The 4,198-nt window shown below is 71.7% G+C and carries 3 protein-coding genes and 1 pseudogene; 2 read left to right on the forward strand and 2 right to left on the reverse strand.

Annotated features, from left to right (window positions below; genetic code table 11):
* Positions 1–1,015 (reverse strand): annotated as a pseudogene (locus DKL51_RS12735) (hypothetical protein); the annotation flags it as partial.
* A gap of 300 nt (positions 1,016–1,315) precedes the next feature.
* Here DKL51_RS12735 and DKL51_RS12740 point away from each other — a divergent pair.
* Together DKL51_RS12740 and DKL51_RS12745 are read left to right on the forward strand one after the other, a co-directional pair.
* The gene (locus DKL51_RS12740) at positions 1,316–2,758 is read left to right on the forward strand and encodes an alpha-amylase (protein ID WP_109946607.1); all 1,443 of its coding nucleotides are present in this window, start codon (positions 1,316–1,318) and stop codon (positions 2,756–2,758) included.
* Between the two features lie 148 nt (positions 2,759–2,906).
* Complete coding sequence (locus DKL51_RS12745) at positions 2,907–3,341, forward strand: hypothetical protein (RefSeq protein WP_109946606.1); 435 nt, start codon at positions 2,907–2,909, stop codon at positions 3,339–3,341.
* 46 nt (positions 3,342–3,387) lie between these two features.
* On the opposite strand, the gene DKL51_RS12750 is transcribed toward DKL51_RS12745, so the two are convergent.
* Positions 3,388–4,011 (reverse strand): response regulator transcription factor, encoded by a 624-nt coding sequence (locus DKL51_RS12750; protein ID WP_109946605.1) that lies wholly within the window; start codon positions 4,009–4,011, stop codon positions 3,388–3,390.
* Positions 4,012–4,198 lie beyond the last annotated feature (187 nt).

Below are 4,198 nucleotides of genomic sequence, written 5' to 3' on the forward strand. Positions count from 1 at the left end.
GCCGGGCGCCGACCGCCGCCGCGGCCCGGACCGGCTCGCGCAACGTGCCGGGCTCCGGCACCACCGGTACGGCGAACCGCCCCGGGTCGTGCCGGCGCACGGTACCGGCCGGCGCGCTCCACGAGGTGGCGGCGGTCTCCGCCCAGCCGCCGTCCCACTCCCGAGTGGCGCCGCTCTTCTCCTCGTCGCCGGAGCGCTTGCGGCCCAGTCCGGCGAGGAGCCCCCTGCTCTCCTCCGCCGGCCGCCCGGCCATCGCCTTGTTGAGCGCGGCGGCCTGGTGCTGCTCCCGACTGCGCCGACCGAGGTGGACGGAGAGGCGGACCAGCAGCGCCAGCACGACCAGCAGCACGCAGACGAGGTAGCTGAGCACCACCCAGGACTTCGCCGGCCGTCCGGCGTTCAGGCCGTGGATCAGCGCGAACGGCCAGGAGGCGTACGCCATGGAGTGCAGCGCCCGCCAGAACCACTTCGGACCGACGCCGGCGAAGCGGACCCGGACGAGACCGGTCCAGAGCACGCTCACCATGAGGAACGACGCCACCGTGCCCAGCCCGACGTAGAGGCCCCGGCCGCCGATGAAGGGCACCACGGCGTCGGTCGGGCCGGCCCGGCCGATCGAGATCTTGGTGATGACGTGGAGGACCAGACCGGCCACGCCGAGGATGCCGGTCGCCCGGTGCGCGGACTGCAGCAGCACCCGGTGCCGGATCAGCAGCACCAGCCGGTCGGTGGCGAGCAGCCCCATCATCACGGTGAGGCTCAGCGAGACCAGGGCGACCACGCCGGCGAAGAACTCGGTGAAGAAGAAGCCGTACGCGTACATCGTGGGGCCCGCGCCGGCCAACTCGACGCCGGCCCACGCGAGGGCGAGCGCGGACACGGTGAGCGCGACCAGCGCGGGCTTGGACCTGGTGCGGACACCGCGACTGGTGCTGGTGGTCCGGACGGTCGCCGCCTTCTCGTTCTGCTTTGCCCGGGCCATCTGCTCCTCGATCGTCTCGCGGCGGCGCCCCACCGGCCGACCCTGCTCCCTCCTCCAGTACGGACCGATGGCGGGGGCGGATCAGCCCGGTGGCGAATTTCTCGGCGGATCCGTCGAACCGTCCCGCGCCGCCGCGCGTGTAGCGCCCGCCGGTGATCACTCGGTGGCACGCGTCCGGCGCGCTATGCAACGACGTATTTCTATCCATTGACAGCCGTTGCAACACGCTTGTAACCTTGCCGAAAATTTCAGTCCGGTTTTGCAAGAAACCGGCACTGAGGCCGCTCCCCCGCGCGGTAAAACCCCCGTCCTCCGCAACCCCCAGGAGTCCCGATGCATCGACGCCGATGCCGGTCGGCGATCCTCGCCCTCGGCATGATCGCCAGCCTGCTCTTACCGACCGCCGTGGCGGCTCCCCCCGCCTCCGCGGCGACGTCCGGCAAGAAGGTCATCGTCCAGCTCTTCGAGTGGAACTGGGCCTCGGTGGCCAGCGAGTGCACCAACGTCCTCGGCCCGAAGGGCTACGGCTACGTCCAGGTCTCCCCGCCGCAGGAGCATGTCAACGCCAACCCGTGGTGGGTCGCCTACCAGCCGGTCAGCTACCAGATCGAGTCCCGCAAGGGCACCCGGGCGCAGTTCCAGTCGATGGTGACCACCTGCCACAACGCCGGCGTGAAGGTCATCGTCGACACCGTCGTCAACCACATGTCCGGTCAGGACAACGGCGGCACCGGCTGGGCCGGCACGACCTACGGTCACTACAGCTACCCCGGCAACTACGGGTGGCAGGACTTCCACCACTGCGGCCGCAACGGCAACGACGACATCAGCAACTACAACGACCGGTACGAGGTGCAGAACTGCGAGCTGGTCAACCTCGCCGACCTCGCCACCGAGTCCGACTACGTCCGGACCCGGCTCGCCACGTACATGAACGACCTGCTCTCCCTCGGCGTGGACGGGTTCCGGCTGGACGCCAGCAAGCACATGCCGGCCGCCGACATCGCCGCCATCAAGGGCAAGCTCTCCCGCTCGGCGTACATCGTGCAGGAGGTCATCTACGGCGCCGGTGAGCCGATCCAGCCGACCGAGTACACCGGCAACGGGGACGTGCACGAGTTCCGCTACGGCAAGGACCTCGCCCGGATGTTCAACAGCGAGCGCCTGGCGTACCTGAAGAACTTCGGCGAGCCCTGGGGTTACCTACCCAGCAGCCAGGCGGTGGTCTTCACCGACAACCACGACACGCAGCGCGACGGCGGGGTGCTGACGTACCAGGACCGCGGCGAGTACGCCCTGGCGAACGCCTTCATGCTGGCCTGGCCGTACGGCACCCCGGCGGTGATGTCGAGCTTCACGTTCAGCAGCAAGGACCAGGGTCCGCCCTCGGACGCGAGCAACAGGGTGCTGAACACCACCTGCTACTCGGGCTGGGAGTGCGAGCACCGCTGGCGGGTGATCGCCAACATGGTCGCGTTCAACAACGCCACCCAGGGCGCCGGCGTGGCCAACTGGTACGACAACGGCTACCAGCACATCGCCTTCAGCCGGGCCGGCAAGGGCTACCTGAGCATCAACGACGAGGACTTCGCCATCACCGGTCGCTCCTACTACGCGGGCCTGCCGGCCGGCCGGTACTGCGACGTCATCCACGGCGATTTCAGCAACGGCTCGTGCAGCGGGCCGGTGATCACCGTGGGCTCCAACGGTTGGTTCGCGGCGAACATCAACGCCCACGACGCGGTCGCCATCCACGTCGGCGCGAAGCTGGCCTGATCCGATCCGGTCGGCCCGATCCGGCCCGCGGGATCCGACCCGGGAGCCCCCTGCACCGCCGTCGCGGCGCAGGGGGCTCCCCTGCTTGTCCGGGCCGAGGAACCGGGCGGCGGGCCAGGCGCGTCACAGTGGCGTGTGGAAGAGACGAATGGTCCTGCTGGCTCTGCCCCTCGCCCTCGGCGCCTGCGACGCGAACGGGCCGGAGACCGCCGCCGCTCCGCCGGCCGGTTCCCCCACGCCGGCCCCGAAGCACATCACCGTGGTGGCGCCGGAACTGACCGACTGCGGCACCTGGACGGTCGCGCAGGGCGAGCAGCTCGAGTCGGCAGCAGCCGACTGCCTCGTGGAAGCCGTCGAGCGGCGGGAGCGGGCACGACTGATCGTGACCGCGTTCTCGGTCGAGGGTGCGCCCGTCCTCAACAGCTACCTGGTGCACGCCGACGGCCGGGTGACGGTCACGATCGACAGCAGTGGGGATCCGGCCGGCGCGGCGGGGCTCGTGTGGCAGAACTGCGGGGGGCCGGTCCGGGTGATCGGGCCGCTGCCGATCTTCGCCGAGTGTTCCACTCCGCGGCCGCTCTGACACCACAGAGGGCCTCAGTTGCCCGGCGGCGCCGTGCCGCCGGCGGTCAGTCGCCGAGCAGCCAGCCGTTCTCCTCGGCGATGCGGACCGCGTCGGCGCGGTTGCGGGCACCGGTCTTGCCGATCGCCGCGGAGAGGTGATTGCGCACCGTCCCCTCGGAGAGGTGCAGCATCGCGGCCAGGTCGGCCACCGTGCCGCCGCCCCGGGCGGTGCGCAGCACCGCGGTCTCCCGCTCAGTCAACGGGCTGGCACCGGTCGCCAGGGTCTCCGCGGCCAGCGTCGGGTCGACCACCCGCAGTCCGGCGTGCACCCGACGTACCGCGTCGGCGAGCTGCCGGGCCGGGGTGTCCTTGACGAGGAAGCCGTTGGCGCCGGCCTCCATCGCCCGGCGCAAATAGCCGGGGCGGCCGAAGGTGGTCACCACCAGCACCCGGCAGCCGGGCACCGCGGCGCGCAACGCGGTGGTGGCGGCGATCCCGTCCAGGCCGGGCATCTCGACGTCGAGCAGGGCGACGTCCGGGGTGGTGCGGAGGGCCATGGGCACCACTTCGTCGCCCCGCCCGACCTCGGCGACCACGGTCAGGTCCGGCTCCAGCGAGAGCAGCGCGGCCAGCGCACCGCGGACCAGCGCCTGGTCGTCGGCGAGCAGCAGCCGGATCGGCCCGGTCATCCCGGTCCGACTCGTGTGCGCACCGCCGCCGGTCATGGCTGCGGCGGCAGGGTGAGCCGGAGCAGGAACCCGGGGCCGGTCGGGGGTCGGCCGACGGTGACGGTGCCGTCCAGCCGGCGCGCCCGCTCCCGCAGCCCGACCAGCCCGTGCCCGGCCGGGCTGCGGGAGCGGGCGCGCCGGCTGGACG

This window comes from Micromonospora globispora (genome assembly GCF_003857015.1).
Taxonomy (GTDB): Bacteria; Actinomycetota; Actinomycetes; order Mycobacteriales; family Micromonosporaceae; genus Micromonospora; species Micromonospora globispora.

Excerpts from the sequence above, each read along its gene's own strand:
- DKL51_RS12750 (WP_109946605.1), bottom strand. The coding sequence starts at position 4,011 with ATGACCGGGCCGATCCGGCTGCTGCTCGCCGACGACCAGGCGCTGGTC.
- DKL51_RS12740 (WP_109946607.1), top strand. The coding sequence starts at position 1,316 with ATGCATCGACGCCGATGCCGGTCGGCGATCCTCGCCCTCGGCATGATC.
- DKL51_RS12745 (WP_109946606.1), top strand. The coding sequence starts at position 2,907 with ATGGTCCTGCTGGCTCTGCCCCTCGCCCTCGGCGCCTGCGACGCGAAC.